Source organism: Pseudomonas fluorescens (assembly GCF_005938625.1).
GTDB classification, from domain to species: Bacteria; Pseudomonadota; Gammaproteobacteria; order Pseudomonadales; family Pseudomonadaceae; genus Aquipseudomonas; species Aquipseudomonas fluorescens_BD.
Genome location: NZ_VCNJ01000003.1, coordinates 22,126 through 37,440, shown reverse-complemented (window position 1 = coordinate 37,440; position 15,315 = coordinate 22,126). Strand labels below are relative to the sequence as shown.

12 protein-coding genes are annotated in these 15,315 nt (G+C 59.8%); 7 read left to right on the top strand and 5 right to left on the bottom strand.

Features of this window, described 5'->3' with window-relative positions; genetic code table 11:
* The first annotated feature begins 129 nt into the window (after positions 1-129).
* Complete coding sequence (gcvP, locus tag FGA82_RS02045) at positions 130-3,003, top strand: aminomethyl-transferring glycine dehydrogenase (RefSeq protein ID WP_141125865.1); 2,874 nt, start codon at positions 130-132, stop codon at positions 3,001-3,003.
* A gap of 90 nt (positions 3,004-3,093) precedes the next feature.
* Here the strand turns inward: gcvP and FGA82_RS02040 are convergent, their stop codons facing one another.
* The 3 genes from FGA82_RS02040 to FGA82_RS02030 all read right to left on the bottom strand — a co-directional run bounded on the left by FGA82_RS02040 (position 3,094) and on the right by FGA82_RS02030 (position 5,696).
* The gene (locus FGA82_RS02040; RefSeq protein WP_171057234.1) at positions 3,094-3,414 is read right to left on the bottom strand and encodes a DUF2388 domain-containing protein; all 321 of its coding nucleotides are present in this window, start codon (positions 3,412-3,414) and stop codon (positions 3,094-3,096) included.
* A gap of 66 nt (positions 3,415-3,480) precedes the next feature.
* On the bottom strand, positions 3,481-5,265 hold the full coding sequence (locus FGA82_RS02035) for a GspE/PulE family protein (protein ID WP_064116342.1): 1,785 nt from the start codon (positions 5,263-5,265) through the stop codon (positions 3,481-3,483).
* 92 nt (positions 5,266-5,357) lie between these two features.
* Positions 5,358-5,696 (bottom strand): hypothetical protein, encoded by a 339-nt coding sequence (locus FGA82_RS02030; protein WP_141125864.1) that lies wholly within the window; start codon positions 5,694-5,696, stop codon positions 5,358-5,360.
* A 126-nt stretch (positions 5,697-5,822) separates the two neighbouring features.
* On the opposite strand from FGA82_RS02030, the gene FGA82_RS02025 reads away from it, so the two are divergent.
* On the top strand, positions 5,823-6,287 hold the full coding sequence (locus FGA82_RS02025) for an Lrp/AsnC family transcriptional regulator (protein ID WP_141125863.1): 465 nt from the start codon (positions 5,823-5,825) through the stop codon (positions 6,285-6,287).
* 89 nt (positions 6,288-6,376) lie between these two features.
* On the opposite strand, the gene FGA82_RS02020 is transcribed toward FGA82_RS02025, so the two are convergent.
* Positions 6,377-7,747 (bottom strand): inorganic triphosphatase, encoded by a 1,371-nt coding sequence (locus tag FGA82_RS02020; RefSeq protein ID WP_141125862.1) that lies wholly within the window; start codon positions 7,745-7,747, stop codon positions 6,377-6,379.
* Positions 7,748-7,903: 156 nt separating this feature from the next.
* On the opposite strand from FGA82_RS02020, the gene argE reads away from it, so the two are divergent.
* Both argE and argA read left to right on the top strand, forming a co-directional pair.
* The gene (gene argE, locus FGA82_RS02015; protein ID WP_141125861.1) at positions 7,904-9,061 is read left to right on the top strand and encodes an acetylornithine deacetylase; all 1,158 of its coding nucleotides are present in this window, start codon (positions 7,904-7,906) and stop codon (positions 9,059-9,061) included.
* Between the two features lie 271 nt (positions 9,062-9,332).
* A complete protein-coding gene (argA, locus tag FGA82_RS02005) occupies positions 9,333-10,634 on the top strand; it encodes an amino-acid N-acetyltransferase (protein WP_064116338.1) in 1,302 nt (433 codons plus the stop codon).
* A gap of 97 nt (positions 10,635-10,731) precedes the next feature.
* Here the strand turns inward: argA and tauA are convergent, their stop codons facing one another.
* On the bottom strand, positions 10,732-11,721 hold the full coding sequence (gene tauA / locus FGA82_RS02000; RefSeq protein WP_141125859.1) for a taurine ABC transporter substrate-binding protein: 990 nt from the start codon (positions 11,719-11,721) through the stop codon (positions 10,732-10,734).
* Positions 11,722-12,085: 364 nt separating this feature from the next.
* Here tauA and FGA82_RS01995 point away from each other — a divergent pair, with 364 nt between their 5' ends.
* The 3 genes from FGA82_RS01995 to ssuE all read left to right on the top strand — a co-directional run bounded on the left by FGA82_RS01995 (position 12,086) and on the right by ssuE (position 15,307).
* Positions 12,086-13,444 carry an OprD family porin gene (locus FGA82_RS01995; protein WP_141125858.1) on the top strand — a complete coding sequence of 453 codons (1,359 nt, stop codon included), beginning with the start codon at positions 12,086-12,088 and terminating at the stop codon, positions 13,442-13,444.
* A 295-nt stretch (positions 13,445-13,739) separates the two neighbouring features.
* Positions 13,740-14,378, top strand: a complete 639-nt coding sequence (locus FGA82_RS01990) for a peroxiredoxin (protein WP_077574963.1) — start codon at positions 13,740-13,742, stop codon at positions 14,376-14,378.
* A gap of 335 nt (positions 14,379-14,713) precedes the next feature.
* On the top strand, positions 14,714-15,307 hold the full coding sequence (ssuE, locus tag FGA82_RS01985; RefSeq protein ID WP_141125857.1) for an NADPH-dependent FMN reductase: 594 nt from the start codon (positions 14,714-14,716) through the stop codon (positions 15,305-15,307).
* Positions 15,308-15,315 lie beyond the last annotated feature (8 nt).

Sequence of the window (15,315 nt, the reverse complement as noted above, 5' to 3'; positions counted from 1 at the left end):
ACCGCTATCGCGAGCAGGCTCACTCCTACAGGGGGACGCGGTGCACTGAAAATGGGTTGCCATGTGGGCTGCTATGCTGGTTTGACCGTGTTGCATTGACGCCGAGCGCCAGCCAAGAGAGAGCCCGTCATGTCCCAGTTGCCGTCCCTGAGCCAGTTACGCGACCCCGATGCCTTCCTGCGCCGTCACCTCGGTCCCGACGCTGCCGAACAACAGGCGATGCTCGACAGCCTCGGCCTCGGCAGTCGGGTCGAGCTGATCGAGCAGACCGTGCCGCCGGGCATTCGCTTCAATCGCGCACTCGATTTGCCCCCCGCGCTGAATGAACAAGCGGCATTGGCCAAGCTTCGCGGTTATGCCGAGCAGAACCAAGTCTGGACCAGCCTGATCGGCATGGGCTATCACGGCACTCTCACGCCGACCGTCATCTTGCGCAACGTGCTGGAAAATCCCGGCTGGTACACCGCGTACACGCCGTATCAACCGGAGATCGCGCAGGGCCGGCTCGAAGCGCTGCTGAATTTCCAGCAACTGACCATCGACCTCACCGGTCTGGAACTGGCCAATGCGTCTTTGCTCGATGAGGCCACGGCGGCGGCCGAAGCCATGGCTTTGGCCAAGCGCGTTGCCAAGTCGAAGAGCAATCTGTTTTTCGTCGATGAGAACTGTCATCCACAGACCATTTCCGTGGTGCAGACCCGCGCTGAAGGCTTCGGTTTCGAGCTGATCATCGACGCTGTGGATAACTTGAAACAGCATCAGGTGTTCGGTGCGTTGCTGCAGTATCCCGACACCCACGGCGAGATTCACGATCTGCGGCCATTGATCGATCACCTGCATGCGCAACAGGCGCTGGCCTGCGTCGCCACGGATTTGCTGAGTTTGTTATTACTGACGCCGCCGGGTGAGCTGGGCGCTGATGTGGTGTTCGGTTCGTCCCAGCGCTTTGGCGTACCGATGGGTTATGGCGGCCCCCATGCGGCGTTCTTTGCCAGCCGCGAGGAATACAAACGGGCGATTCCGGGGCGGATCATCGGTGTGTCGAAAGATGCCCGAGGCAACGTGGCGCTGCGCATGGCGTTGCAAACCCGCGAGCAGCATATTCGCCGCGAAAAGGCCAATTCGAACATCTGCACGGCGCAGGTGCTGCTGGCCAATATCGCCAGTTGCTACGCGGTGTATCACGGGCCGGAAGGCTTGAAGCGTATCGCCCAGCGCGTGCATCGATTGACCTGCATTCTGGCGGCCGGGCTTGAGCGCAAAGGCGTCAACCGGATCAATGCGCAGTTCTTCGACACGCTGACGCTGGACGTCGGCGGTGCGCAAACGGCCATCATTGAAAGTGCCCATGCTGCGCAGATCAACCTGAGGATTCTGGGGCGCGGTCGGGTGGGTTTGAGTATCGATGAGACGTGCGATGAAATCACCGTGGCGAAATTGTTCGATGTGCTGCTCGGTGCCGATCATGGGTTGAACGTCGAGGAACTTGACGCCGAAATCCTCGTATCGGGGATCCCGGATAATCTCCAGCGCAAAACCCCGTACCTGCGCCACCCGGTATTCAACGCCCACCACAGCGAAACCGAGATGCTGCGTTATCTCAAACAACTGGAGAACAAGGATCTGGCGCTCAACCAGTCGATGATCCCGCTGGGCTCCTGCACCATGAAACTCAACGCCACCAGCGAAATGATCCCGATCACCTGGCCGCAATTCGCCAATCTGCATCCGTTTGTGCCCCGCGAGCAAGCCGTCGGCTACACCTTGATGATCGAGGAACTGGAGCGCTGGTTGTGCGCAATCACCGGGTTCGATGCGATCTGCATGCAGCCCAACTCCGGCGCCCAAGGCGAATACGCCGGGCTGCTAGCCATCCGCAAATATCACGAGAGCCGGCAGCAGGGCGCGCGGGATATCTGCCTGATTCCCTCCTCGGCCCATGGCACCAACCCGGCGTCGGCGCAGATGGCCGGAATGCGTGTGGTGATCGTCGAGTGCGACGACGCGGGGAACGTCGATCTTGAGGATTTGAAAGCGAAAGCCGCCGAGGCGGGGGCTAAGTTGTCGTGCCTGATGGCGACCTATCCGTCGACCCACGGCGTGTACGAGGAGGGCATCAGCGAGATCTGCGAAGTTATCCACAAGCACGGCGGCCAGGTGTACATGGACGGCGCCAACCTCAACGCGCAAGTCGGGCTGGCGCGGCCGGCGGACATCGGCGCCGACGTGTCGCACATGAATTTGCACAAGACCTTCTGCATCCCCCACGGCGGTGGCGGCCCGGGCATGGGGCCCATCGGCATTCGTGCGCATTTGGCGCCGTTCGTCGCCAATCATCCGGTGGTGCCGATCGATGGGCCGTTGGCGCAGAACGGCGCCGTCAGCGCGGCGCCATGGGGCAGTGCAAGTATTTTGCCGATCAGCTGGATGTACATCGCCATGATGGGACCACAGTTGGCGGATGCCAGCGAGGTAGCGATTCTGGCGGCGAATTACCTGGCGCAGCATTTATCCGGCGCGTTTCCCGTGCTGTATACCGGGCGCAACGGGCGGGTGGCACACGAATGCATTCTGGATTTGCGGCCGTTGAAGGCGCAGACCGGAATCAGCGAAGAAGACGTCGCCAAGCGCCTGATGGATTACGGCTTTCATGCGCCGACCATGTCATTCCCGGTGCCGGGCACCTTGATGGTCGAGCCGACCGAAAGTGAGTCCAAGGCTGAGCTGGATCGGTTTATCGGCGCAATGCTGAGCATTCGCGCGGAAATTACTGAGGTGCAAAACGGTAACTGGCCGGCCGAGGACAACCCGCTGAAACGGGCGCCGCATACCCTGGCGGATGTCACCGGGGTGTGGGAACGGCCGTACAGCATCGAACAGGGCATCACCCCGGATGCGCACACCAAGGCACACAAATATTGGCCGGCGGTGAATCGGGTCGACAATGTTTACGGCGATCGCAACCTGTATTGCGCCTGCGTCCCGGTGGACGACTACCGCTGAAGATCAAAAGATCGCAGCCTGCGGCAGCTCCTACATGGGAACGCATTCACATGCAGGAGCTGCCGCAGGCTGCGATCTTTTGCTTTTGAGTTACTCGGAAGCCACGGCGTTCTTCGCCAGAATCGCATTCGCCAGTTCCATGTCTGTCGCCTGCAGGCCCGGATTGTCAGCGCGAACCTTCTGCATCGCGGCTTCCAGATACGGCCCACGAATGCCGCCGTCACTGGCAACGAAACTGCCGGCATCATCCTGCGCGGCGATGATCAGCTTGTGATCCTTGAAGGTCAGGTAGGTCGAACCGGTGGTGGCACCGGACGAGATGACGTTACGCCAAAAGCTGTCCGCCATGGCCGAACCAACGGGAAGGGACAGCAAGGCCAGAGTGGCGACAGCAAGTTTGAGACGCATGATGAGATGACTCCTGGGGGTTAACTGAGGCGTTGGATCGCCATTTCCCCGATCCGGTTCCGTGGCGGCTTATTTCTGCTCGCTCTGCGGCGTCACCCGCAGCACTTCCTCAACCGTCGTCAGTCCCGCCGCGACTTTTTGCGCGCCGGACAAACGCAAGCTGCGCATGCCTTCCTTGAAGGCCTGGCGGCGGATCGCCGTGAGGTCGGTGTCCGGGGTGATGAACGCCTTGAGGCTGTCGCTCAATTGCATGATCTCGTAGACCCCGGCGCGTCCGTGGTAACCGGTGTCGCGACATTCGACGCAACCGATCGCGCGCTGAGCGTTACTCGGCAGCGGTGCCTGCCATGGGCGAGTCAGGGTTTGCCAGTCTTCCTCCGCCAGTGTCAGTGGTGCCTTGCAATGCGGGCACAAGGTACGCACCAGACGCTGCGCCATGACCCCGAGAACGGTGGCTTTGATCAGGTAATGCGGCACGCCGAGTTCGAGCAGGCGGCTGATCGCGCTGGGCGCGTCGTTGGTGTGCAGGGTTGATAGCACCAAGTGCCCGGTCAGCGCTGCCTGAATGGCCATTTCGGCGGTTTCGAGGTCGCGGATCTCGCCGATCATGATGATGTCCGGGTCTTGCCGCATCAGTGCGCGCACGCCGGCGGCGAAGCTCAGGTCGATGTTGTGCTGCACCTGCATCTGGTTGAACGCCGGCTCGACCATTTCGATCGGGTCTTCGATGGTGCAAAGATTCACTTCCGGCGTCGCCAGTTTTTTCAGCGTGGTGTACAGGGTGGTGGTCTTGCCTGAACCGGTCGGTCCGGTGACCAGAATGATGCCGTTGGGCTGGCTGGTCATGTCCTGCCAGCGCCTCAGATCGTCGGCGCTGAAACCCAGTTGATCGAAATCCTTGAGCAACACTTCCGGGTCGAAGATCCGCATGACCATTTTTTCGCCGAACGCGGTGGGTAGCGTTGAAAGCCGCAGCTCCACTTCGCCGCCGTCCGGGGTCTTGGTCTTGACCCGGCCGTCCTGGGGTTTGCGCTTTTCGGCGACGTTCATCCGCCCGAGGCTTTTCAGGCGACTGACAATCGCCATGGTCACCTGCGGCGGGAATTGATAGACGTTATGCAGTACGCCGTCGATGCGAAAACGCACCGTGCCTTGTTCGCGCCGTGGTTCGATGTGGATATCGCTGGCGCGCTGCTGGAAGGCGTACTGAAACAGCCAGTCGACGATGTTGACGATGTGCGCGTCGTTGGCGTCCGGCTCCTGATCGCTGGCGCCGAGGTTGAGCAGTTGTTCGAAGTTGCCGAGGTTGCCACTCTGGGTGTCTGCATGGTTGGCGCCGCTGACCGATTTGGCCAGGCGGAAAAATTCGACGCTGAAACGCTGGATATCCGCCGGGTTGGCCACCACGCGTTTGATCGGCAGTTTCAATACGTGCGTCAGATCGGCTTCCCAACCGGTGACGTAAGGCTGGGCGCTGGCCACGGTGACCGCATCACGATCGACCGCCACGGCGAGAATCTTGTGCCGCTGCGCGAAGGCATAGGACATCAACGGGGTGATCGCGGCGACATTGATCTTCAGCGGGTCGATGCGCAAATACGGCTGGCCGGCCTGTTGCGCCAGCCACAGGGTCAGGCTTTCCAGGTCGAGGTGTTTGCCCGGACGGCTTAAGTCGTCGAGCTGCTGGCTGGCGATGAATTCCAGCGGGTGCATCTGGCCGTGGGCGGCATGGCGACGGCGGGCATTGAGTGCCTGCTCCGCCGCGTCCTGACAGATAAAACCTTGGGCGACCAGTTCACGCAACACATCGTTGAGATCCAGCCAGCGGTCCTGAGTGGCGAATTGAACGGACATGCGGGCTTCCTTTTAAGCGACAGTGCGCAAAAGGATAGTCGCGGCCCTGCCGACCGTTGGGCCACTACCCGACGAAGCCGTTGCCGGATTTGTCAGCCCGCCGCTTGTGCCGGCGCATCCCAGGCGCTGTCGGCGTTTTGCAGGTTCACCGAGCAGACGCTGATCAGGTTACGAAGTTTTTCCGCGATCACTTGTGCGCGATGCCAGCTCAACCCGCCCATGACCAGGTCGATCGACAGCAGATCGTCCATGCGCTGCACGTTGACCTGCTCGGGTGTGAGGAATTGCAGCGCGAACAGGTTGAGCACGCGCACCAGCAAGTCCGGCTCGGCCTCGGCGAGGATTTGATAGTGCGCCAGGCAATGGGCGTTGCTGACGTTCCAGACGTCGGCGCGGGTGGGCGTGGTGGTGACGGCTTCGAGGTGCGGCATGGCGAGTCTCCAAAATCTCTGGAGGAATTTTTACATTCGGTGCCGGGTATTTCTTGGCTATGATCGGCGTTAATGACGGCTGATCGAAAAGATCAATTCGCATAATCCGGTTATTGAGGTTTTTCTATGCGCAGTGAGTTGGACAGCTACGACCGCAAGATTCTTGCTCTGCTGCAAGAGGACGCCTCACTTTCGAGCGCGCAGATCGCCGAACAGGTCGGCCTGTCGCAATCGCCGTGCTGGCGGCGGATTCAGCGGATGAAAGAGGAGGGGATCATTCGTGGCCAGGTGACCTTGCTCGATCGCAAGAAGATTGGTCTTAACACGCAGATCTTTGCCGAGATCAAACTCAACGCGCACGGGCGTTCGAACTTCACTGAGTTCACCGAAGCGATTCGTGGGTTTCCGGAGGTGCTGGAGTGCTATGTGCTGATGGGGGCGGTGGATTTTTTGCTGCGCATTGTCGCGGCGGACATCGAGGCGTATGAGCGGTTCTTCTTCGAGAAGCTGTCGCTGGTGCCGGGGATTCAGGAAGTGAATTCGATTGTGGCGTTGTCGGAGATCAAATCCACCACCAGCCTCCCGGTTTGAGGTAAGGCGGCTGGCCTCTTCGCGAGCAGACTCGCTCCCACATTGGAATGCAATCCCCTGTGGGAGCGAGCCTGCTCGCGAAAGCGGTTTTACATGCGCAGCAGCATTTTCCACGCGCGATTCTGGTAAACCGCAATCGCCTGATGCTTGCGCGCGTCGAGCAGTTCGTCTGTGATCGTCGGCTCGTTGGCCAGTTGCGCCAACTTGTTCAGCTCGCCGTACAGGCGGTCCATTTCCGGGATGTCCAGCACGTTACGGGCGTGGTGCAGCCAGACCTGAATGCGCTCGATACGCGGCAGTTGCTCAGCCAGATCTTCCGGCTGCTGCTGGTAGCGCTGCAATTGCAGAGCGGTGGCTTCTTCACCCAGCAAACGCGGCAACCAACTGTGCAGTTGCGCGCCGCCCTGACGGTTGCCACGTACGTTACGGTCGGCAGTCCAGGTGCGGGCCAGCAACCAGCGCGAAGTGTTCAGCGAGAACGAGCCCCAGCGCGGGTCTTCGAGTTCTTCGAGGAACTGCTCTGGCGCGGCTTTACGCACGTCTTCGTCTTCGATACCGGCCTGCACCAGTGGGCGCCAGTCTTCCAGCAGTGCATCCAGGGCGACGCGCAAGTCGTGGGTCGACTGACGCGGCGCGGCCTGGCCGAGGCTGCTGAGCAGGGCGCGCATTTCCGCGAGGCTTTCGACCCAGTCGAGCAACAGGCGCCAGTGACCGTTGAAACGATATTGTTCCGCCAGACGCTGGCTGCTGCCGAGCAAGTGCCAGCTCAGTGCGGCGAAGGCGTCGTCGAGTTGGGTTTCCGCGGTCAGCGCCGGCGCCGGCAGGCTCAGCGAGTAGCTGTTGGCGTCGTACAGACGATAGCCGCGCTCAGCCTTGCTGATGTCGCACGGCATCAGCGCCAGGGTTTCGGCCAGCTCGGCCGCCAGTTCCAGCAGCGCGGCAGGCTCGCCCTCGCGCAGTTCCAGTTCCAGTTCGCAGATTTCTTCTTTCTGCTTGCCGACCACCACGTGGCCGAGATCCAGCGCGGCTTCGATGACCACTTTGCTCTTGCCACGGCCCCAGGCGATTTCCGCACGTTCACGGACGAAATCGGTGGTGAAGATCGGTTTGAGGGTTTTCTTGTCCAGCTCTGCCAGCGACTCGGGCCAGCATTCGCCGTCGAGTTTCTTCACGTCGAGCTTGGCTTTCGGCAATTTCCAGTCGTACTCGTTACGCTCGGACAGACCGGCGACGCTCTGGCCACGGGTCTTGAGGGTCTGAATCACTTCATCACCGTCCTTGCGCAGGCGCAGGGCAACCTTGGCCTGGGCCAGGTCGCGCTCGGGGGTGTCGAAGTACTGGTTCATCAACTCACGGCGTTCCCAGCCACTTTTGTTGCGTTTTTTCAGTAACGGGTGCTCGCGCAGGGCGGCGAGGGTTTCGCGGCTGACGCGGAGTTTGATTTCGGTTTCTTTCTGCATGGCCGGAAAATCCAGGATCGGGAGCGCAGCCGGGGGAATGTGTGGCTGCCAAGGCCGTGCAGTGTACAGGACTCAAACTTCCTACGCCCTGCGGCGGTTTATTCCGAGCGCCGGATGGTTCTATGATGGACTTCAATTCGGGAGTTGGAGTCAGCGATGCCTTTGCCGTCCATGCAAGACCAGTTCGCGGCGCTGATCGCCGCGCCGTCGGTCAGCTGTACCCAACCGAACCTTGATCAGTCCAACCGCGCGGTGATCGATTTGCTCGCCGGCTGGCTGGGGGATTTGGGTTTCAGCTGCGACATCCAGCAAGTCAGCCCCGGCAAATTCAATCTGCTCGCCAGTTTCGGCAGCGGCCCCGGCGGGCTGGTGCTGGCCGGGCACAGCGACACGGTGCCGTATGACGATGCGTTGTGGCAGACCGATCCGCTGAAGCTCACCGAAGTCGATGGCCGCTGGGTCGGCCTCGGCAGTTGCGACATGAAGGGCTTCTTTGCGTTGATCATCGAAGCGGTGCTGCCGCTGCTTGATCAGCCGTTCAAGCAACCGCTGCTGATCCTCGCCACCTGTGATGAAGAAAGCTCGATGTCCGGCGCCCGCGCGCTGGCCGAGGCCGGGCGTCCGCTGGGCCGCGCGGCGGTGATCGGCGAGCCGACCGGGCTCAAGCCGATCCGCATGCACAAAGGCATCATGATGGAGCGCATCGACATCCTCGGGCAGAGCGGCCATTCGTCGGATCCGCGCCTGGGCCACAGCGCTCTCGAAGCGATGCACGATGCGATTGGTGAACTGCGTGGCCTGCGCCTGTTGTGGCAACGTGAATTCAACAACCCGCAGTTCAGCGTGCCGCAACCGACGATGAACTTCGGCTGCATCCATGGCGGCGATAATCCCAACCGCATCTGTGGTCAGTGTTCGCTGGAGTTTGATTTGCGACCGCTGCCCGGCATGGACCCGAAAGTCCTGCGCGCGGAGATTCTGCGCAAGCTCAATCCGGTGGCCGAGCGGCATCAGGTGAAGATCGATTACAAGCCGTTGTTCCCGGAAGTGCCGCCATTCGAGCAGGATGCAGACGCCGAACTGGTGCGCATCGCCGAAAAGCTCACCGGTCATAGCGCCGAAGCAGTAGCGTTCGGCACTGAAGCACCTTATCTTCAGCGCCTCGGCTGCGAAACCATCGTGCTCGGCCCCGGCGACATTGCCTGCGCGCATCAGCCCGGGGAGTACCTTGAAATGTCACGTTTGCAGCCTACCGTGCATCTATTACGGCAACTGATTGAACATTACTGCCTGACCCCGGACAAAGTTCTATGAATTGAACAATGTCCATGTGGGAGCGAGCTTGCTCGCGAAGGCGTCGGGTCAGTCGACATTGATGTATCTGATACACCGCTTTCGCGAGCAAGCTCGCTCCCACAGGGATTGTGTTTTGCCTGATCAAACGCTGTAAATTGCCTGCATTCCAACCCGTATTCATGAGGAGAGCGCGCGTGTCGCCAAGCCTGTTCCGACGATAACCATCAGCCCGCTGTGCGTTTTCCGTTTCGCCCCTTTTTAGGCTGCTATTTATTACAGGCCCAGGTTCATGCCCGAATACGTTAACTGGCTTCGTCACGCGTCCCCTTACATCAATGCCCACCGCGACTGCACCTTCGTCGTCATGCTGCCCGGCGACGGCGTGGAGCATCCGAATTTCGGCAACATCGTTCACGACATCGTTCTGCTGCACAGCCTTGGCGTGCGTCTGGTGCTGGTGCACGGTTCGCGTCCACAGATCGAAACCCGTCTCGCCGCCCGCGGCCTGACCCCGCATTACCACCACGGCATGCGCATTACTGATGCGGCAACGCTGGAGTGTGTGATCGATGCGGTGGGGCAGTTGCGCATCGCTATCGAAGCGCGGCTGTCGATGGACATGGCTTCGTCGCCGATGCAGGGCTCACGTCTGCGCGTGGCCAGCGGCAACCTCGTTACGGCGCGGCCGATTGGCGTGCTTGAAGGTGTCGATTATCACCACACCGGCGAAGTGCGCCGGGTTGACCGCAAGGGTATCAACCGTCTGCTCGACGAGCGTTCAATCGTGCTGCTGTCGCCGCTGGGCTACTCGCCAACCGGTGAAATCTTCAACCTCGCCTGCGAAGACGTCGCCACCCGCGCCGCCATCGACCTGGGCGCAGACAAGCTGTTGCTGTTCGGCGCCGACCTCGGCCTGATCGACGAAAACGGCAAACTGGTGCGCGAACTGCGTCCACAGCAAGTGCCAGCGCATTTGCAGCGTCTGGGCAGCAGCAACTATCAGGCTGAACTGCTCGATGCCGCCGCCGAAGCCTGCCGTGGCGGCGTGGCGCGCAGCCATATCGTCAGTTACGCCGAAGACGGCGCGCTGCTGACCGAACTGTTCACCCGTGACGGTGGCGGTACGCTGGTGGCGCAAGAGCAATTTGAACTGGTGCGCGAGGCGGCGATTGAAGACGTCGGCGGCTTGCTCGACTTGATCAGTCCGCTGGAAGAGCAGGGGATTCTGGTGCGTCGTTCGCGCGAGGTACTGGAGCGCGAGATCGAGCAGTTCAGCGTGGTCGAGCGTGAAGGCATGATCATCGCCTGCGCGGCGCTGTATCAGATTGCCGATTCCGATGCCGGCGAGCTGGCGTGCCTGGCGGTGAATCCGGAGTACCGCCATGGCGGTCGCGGTGATGAACTGCTGGAGCGCATCGAAACCCGGGCACGGGCGCAGGGTTTGAAGACCTTGTTCGTTCTCACCACGCGTACCGCGCACTGGTTCCGCGAGCGCGGGTTCGAACCGAGCAGTGTGGAACGCCTGCCAGCGGCGCGGGCGTCGCTGTACAACTTTCAGCGCAACTCTAAGATCTTCGAAAAAACCCTGTAACCGAGTTGCTCCATTCGCGAGCAGGCTCGCTCCCACATTTGGAACGCGACTTCCTGTGGGAGCGACGGTGCGACGATTCGACCTGCTCGCGAAGCTTTTATTGCGCCACGAACTTGGCGCTCACATACGGTGAATAGTCCGGCAGCACCGTTTCAACTTTCCCTTGTTCCTTCAAAAACTTCGCCGTCTCAGCAATCGCCTTCGCAGTGCCGCCGTCCAGCAGCGCCGTGGTTTGCTGCGCCTTGGCATCCGGGAACGTCGAACCTGCGAGCAGTTCCGGCACATCGGCGGCGTTGGCACCGGTCAATTTGGCGATTTTTTGCACAGGTTCGGACTCAGCCGTCCAGCTGTCTTTATGGCTGGCGTAATCGGCAAACGCGTCTAGAGTGACCTTGGCAAATTTGGCCACGACCTCAGGATGTTTCTCGGCAAAGTCTTTACGGGCGACCCACACCTCAAAGGTTGGCGCACCCCATTGGCCCACTTGCGCGGCATCGGTCAGGGTCTTGCCGGTCTTGCGGATTTCCCCCAGCGCCGGCGACCAGACAAACGCGCCATCAATATCACCGCGCTTCCACGCAGCGGCGATCTCTGCCGGTTGCAGGTTCACTACTTTGACTTTCGAGGTGTCCAGGCCCCAGTGCTTGAGCGCGCCGAGCAGGCTGTAGTGGGAGGTGGAAACGAAGGGTGTGGCGATGGTTTTGCCGACCAGATCCTGCGGTGTATTGATGCCGCTGCCGTTGCGCACCACCAGGGCTTCGGCGGCATTGATCTGCGCCGAAACGATGAACGCGACGATGGGCAGATTGCGCGAAGCGGCAGCGGCCAGCGGGCTGGAGCCGAGATTGCCGATCTGCACGTCTCCGGAAGCAATGGCTGTCACAACTTCCGGGCCGCTGTTGAAGCGGCGCCAGTCGATTTTCTCGCCGAGGGTTTTCTCGTAGACGCCGTCGGCCTGGGGGACTTTGCTTGGGTCGATACCGGTTTGATAGCCAACAGTGAGGTTGGCGGCGTGAGCGGAAAAACAAATCAGTGCTGACACACAAACTGTAACAAATTGACTAGATAGTGCGCGTTTGGCCATCATGGCGTCGCCTTTTCGATAGGGTTTGACGAATTGCGGTTGCGTCAAAGCTAATCGATATAAAAAAAGGCTAACAAATACCATTTAGGAATGAGCTTAGTCGCCGATACGCTGTTTCCCGGCGGAGGTGGCAAGATACTGGCCATATTCCGAAATGATATGAAAAAGAATGAATAAATTCTTTTTGGGTTTATCAGGAAATCTTTACTCTGCACGGACCAAATCACTGCGATTAGACCTTGGTCGTAGACACACAAGGTTACGATTGACTTGTCAGTCACGGTCTGGCGCTAATCGCGCATCTTAGGATCCAGGGCATCAGACCCCGGGCCAGGAACACAAGAATTAGAAACGAGAGGAGCTTTACATGAACAAGTCCACCTTGGCCCTGGCTGTGGCCGTAGGGGTTATGGCGCAGCAGGCAGGCGCCGCCGGTTTCATCGAAGACAGCAAAGCTACTTTGGGGCTGCGTAACTTCTACATCAACACCGATAACCGCGATTCGGGCACCAAAGCTGCTGGCGCTCAGAACAAGCAGGAAGAGTGGGGCCAAGGCTTCGACCTGCGCTTCATTTCCGGTTACACCCAAGGCACCGTCGGCTTCGGTATCGACGCCATCGGCCTGCTGGGCGTGCGTCTGGATTCGGGCGGCGGCACCAACGGCGCCACTGCTTCCTCTTACGGCGGCACTGTGTTCCCGAGCAAGTCCAACGGCGAAGCGGTTGATAACTTCTCGAGCCTGGGCCTGACCGCCAAAGCCAAGATCTCCCAGACTGAGTTGAAGCTGGGTACTCTGCAGCCGAAGAACCCGGTCATCGTGACCAACGACGGTCGTCTGCTGCCACAAACCTGGCAGGGTGGCCAGATCACTTCCGGCGACATCAAGGACCTGACCCTGGTCGGTGGTCAGATCGAAGCCGTGAAGGGGCGTAACTCCAGCAACAACGAAAACCTCTCGATTGGTGGCGCCAACTCCCGTGGCACTGCATTCCGTGACAGCAACAAGTTCATCTACGCCGGTGGTGACTACAAGATCACCAAAGACCTGACTGCCCAGTACTACTACGGCAACCTGGAAGACTTCTACAAGCAGCACTTCCTGGGTCTGGTTCACAACTGGGCAATCGGCCCGGGCGTTTTGAAGTCCGACTTCCGTTACTTCAACAGCTCCAACGACGGCAAGAACGGCAACGATTCGGCTTACTACAGCTCGGGTAACTACACCGGTTTCCGTAACGGTCGTGGCGAAGTCGACAACAACCTGTACAGCGGCCTGTTCCTCTACACCGTTGAAGGTCACACCTTCGGTGGCGGTTACCAGGTTTCCAACGGTAGCAGCGACTTCCCTTGGCTGAACCAGGGCGACGGCTCGTCGAACTACACCATCACCGACATGCAGATCCAGAAATTCGGTCGTGCCGGCGAGAAAACCTGGCAAGCACGCTACTCGTATGACTTCGCCAAAATCGGTGTACCTGGTCTGACTGCCGGTATGGTTTACCTGCGTGGCGACAACATCGACACCGTGGGCACCAACGGTCGTGAAAACGGCAATGGCCGTTCCGAGTGGGAACGCGACCTGACCATCGGTTACGTCGTACCAGAAGGCCCACTGAAAAACCTGGGCCTGATGTGGAAAAACGCTACCTGGCGCAACGACATCCCAGGTCAGCGTGACCAGGATGAAAACCGCCTGATCGTCAGCTACTCGATCCCGCTGCTGTAATAGCGCGCTCCTGCACCTGATGTAAAAAAGCCCCGTCCGGCATCGCGCCGGACGGGGCTTTTGCGTTTTCGAGTCAGGCCCACCCCCGTAAGCCCTCCCCGAAATTCCCCTCTTTACAGCAACTCAAGGCCTTCTCGAACCTTGCGGCTGATGTTCGTCGGGATGCCGCCGAGCGTCCAGTGAACAGATGTTTAATATTCACTTATGATCTAGATATCTGATTATTTATTCTTTTTCACGATGGCAAATCCCGGGCTACAGTTGAGGTCTCGAACAACTCATCAGGAGCAGCACCATGAGCCTCAGACTCGGCGACATCGCCCCCGATTTCGAACAGGACTCCAGCGCCGGCAAGATTCGTTTCCACGAATGGCTGGGCGATAGCTGGGGCGTGCTGTTTTCCCACCCGGCGGACTTCACCCCGGTGTGCACCACTGAGCTGGGTTTCACCGCCAAGCTCAAGGATGAGTTCAGCAAACGCGGCGTCAAAGCCATCGCATTGTCGGTCGACCCGGTGGACTCGCACCACAAGTGGATCGAAGACATCAACGAAACCCAGAACACCATCGTCAACTTTCCTATCCTGGCCGATGCCGATCGCAAAGTCTCGGATCTGTATGACCTGATCCACCCGAATGCCAACGACACGCTGACCGTGCGTTCGCTGTTCGTGATCGACCCGAACAAAAAGATTCGTCTGACCATCACCTATCCGGCGAGTACCGGGCGCAACTTCCACGAGATTCTGCGGGTGATCGATTCGCTGCAGCTCACCGACAACTACAAGGTGGCCACCCCGGCCAACTGGCAGGACGGTGAAGAGGTGGTGATCGTGCCGTCGCTCAAGGATGAGGAAGAGATCAAGCAGCGCTTTCCGAAGGGCTATCGCGCGGTGAAGCCGTACCTGCGCCTGACGCCACAGCCGAACAAGTGATCTTCTTGGGCAGATCGTTCCCACGTCGAGACGTCGAACCGTCCGCGTGGGAATGCCGCCCGTGACGCTCCGCGTCACAGTGGACGTGGAGCGTCCATGGATTCATTCCCACGCAGAGCGTGGGAACGATCAGCGTGTAGCCACAAAGCAGGGGATTTCAGGCCGTTTCGACGGCCTTTTTTTTCGCCCGCAGTTTGTTGAGCTGTATATCTCCAAAATGCATAACCAAATGAATAAATATGATTTATGGATATATAAATCAGCTGGTAAGGTCACTCCCATCGAAGCGAGATCGCAACCCGCGAATCGCCTGTAACGCTTAAGGAATTGTCTCGATGCTGGTCGTCTCACTCGGTGGCAGTCCCAGCCTGCGCTCCCGTTCCGGGGTGCTGCTGGAGCGCTCGCAGCGTTGGTTGCAGCAGCAAGGCGTGGAAGTGGTGAGTTATCAGATTCGGGATTTCCCGGCCGAAGATTTGCTCCACGCCCGCTTCGACAGCCCGAAGGTGCTCGACCTGCTGCAACAGATTGAAAACGCCGACGGCCTGTTGATCGCCACACCGGTTTACAAAGCGTCTTTCTCTGGCGCGTTGAAGACGCTGCTGGATCTGCTCCCAGAGCGTGCCTTGAACCACAAGATTGTTTTGCCAATGGCCACCGGCGGCAGCATCGCCCACATGCTGGTGGTCGATTACGCCCTCAAGCCTGTTTTGTCGGCGCTGAAAGCCCAGGAAATGCTCCAGGGGATTTTCGCCGAGGACAACCAGATCGCTTACGGCGAAGGCAGTGCTGCGGCGCAACTGGCTCCGGCGCTGGAGCAGCGACTGCATGAAGCGCTGGATCAGTTTGTCGGCGCCATGGCCCGCCGGCCGAAACCGCTGGAACCGGGCCTGTTGAACGAACGTTTGTTGAGTGCTCGCTGGAGCATTTAAGCCTCACC